General features: G+C 42.6%; 1 protein-coding gene. It reads right to left on the minus strand.

Features of this window, described 5'->3' with window-relative positions:
• The coding region (locus AAC037_RS24115; RefSeq protein ID WP_339906222.1) for a PSD1 and planctomycete cytochrome C domain-containing protein at positions 1-1,797 on the minus strand (1,797 nt) is incomplete at both ends.

The following is a 1,797-nucleotide window of genomic DNA, read 5'->3' on the forward strand; positions in this document are numbered from 1 at the left end:
GTTTAACATGGCCAAGGCTTGAAGAGGGGTATTTGTCCTGTTTCTGGTTACCTCACATACATCCCTATTGCTGCCATCAAAAATGATAGGTTTCGGTGGTGGAGAGGTTAGTTTGATAAAGGTATATAAGCCCCTTCTGTACAATTTATCGCCATTGTCTTGCCGGTACTCAGCCAATTCTCCTCTGCCGGAAGTGGCTGCTTCCCATAAGCCTTCAGGTTGATATGGCTTGACACTTGGCCCACCGATTTCTTTAGACAATAGACCGCTACTCGCTAAGATCATGTCCCGAATATGTTCGGCATTTAACCTAATCCTGGGATAACTTGCCAAATAAAAATTATCAGGGTCGGACTCCATTTTCTTATTATCGCTGGTAGCGGATTGCTGATAAGTGGCAGCGCTTACTATTTTTTTAATCAAATGTTTTACATCCCAACCACTATCTTGAAAATCAACCGCGAGCCAATCTAAAAGTTCAGGGTGCGTGGGTAGTTTACCTTGCATGCCAAAGTCACCCGCAGATCTTACAATTCCTGCTCCAAAAAACTCCTGCCACATCAAGTTCACAAAAACCCGGGCTGTCAATGGGTTTTCTTTAGAAAAAGTCCACTTGGCCAATCCCAGGCGGTTTTTAGGATATTTGCTCTCGTCAAATTGAAGTATGGATTTGGGTGTGGAAGGGAATACCTCCGTTGTAGGCTGATCATAAACGCCACGGTCCAATACGAATGTTCTCCTTAAGGAGTCTTTATAATCTTCCATTACGGACACCATAATTTTGCTGGTATCTTGGTGATTCACGAAATCCAATACACTTTCCAAGTCTTCCTTTTCTACCCACATAATAGGGTGCTTGGCAGGTTTTGAAACACTCACATCTCCTTCGTAGCCTTGCTCGGGCGTGTTGTTGAAAAAAGCATACATCTCAAAGTAATTTTCTTGAGAAATAGGGTCGTACTTATGGTCATGGCATTGTGCACATTCCACTGTCATACCAATGATTGCCTTACTGTAAGTGTTTGTCTTGTCCAATATATATTCAACTCGGTATTCTTCCGGGATTACTCCACCTTCCTCGGTATATTTGTGGTTTCTATTGAATGCGGTAGCCAGGATTTGCTCTTTCGTTGGGTTAGGAAGTAAGTCTCCTGCCATCTGCCAGGTAATGAACTTATCGTAAGGGAGATTTTTATTAAAAGCGTGAATTACCCAATCTCTATAAGGCCATTGTGTACGAATATTATCGTCCTGATAACCGTAAGAATCTGAATAGCGGGAAATATCCATCCATAATACGGCCATTCTTTCACCAAATGAAGGACTATCCAATAATTTGTCGATAATTTTCTCTGTAGCCTCTTCAGATGCATCGGATTCAAAGGATTTTATTAGGTCTTCTGAAGGAGGAAGTCCTGTAAGGTCTAGGCTTAGCCTTTTGAGCAAAAGCATTTTGTCCGCTTTTTCATTGGGCTTTAAACCTATACGGTCTAGTTTTGACAATACAAAATGATCGATCTCATTGTTTACCCAATCGGGGTTAGAAACTTCAGGCAAACTGGCTTTAACCGGAGGTAGGAAGGCCCAATGAGGTTCATATTTAGCACCTTGCTTGACCCAGCTTTTGATCAGATCAATTTCTTCAGGGGATAATTTGAGGTTAGATTCAGCCGGAGGCATTTTTTCCGTTTCATCTGTAGTTTCTATCCTGCTAATGATTTCTGACTGTGCAGGTTTCCCGGGGACGATAGCATGGGCTCCCGGGTTTTCCTTTAAGGCGGCATAGGCACCTTCTGC

The sequence above is a fragment of the uncultured Cyclobacterium sp. genome, assembly GCF_963976465.1.
Taxonomy (GTDB): Bacteria; Bacteroidota; Bacteroidia; order Cytophagales; family Cyclobacteriaceae; genus Cyclobacterium.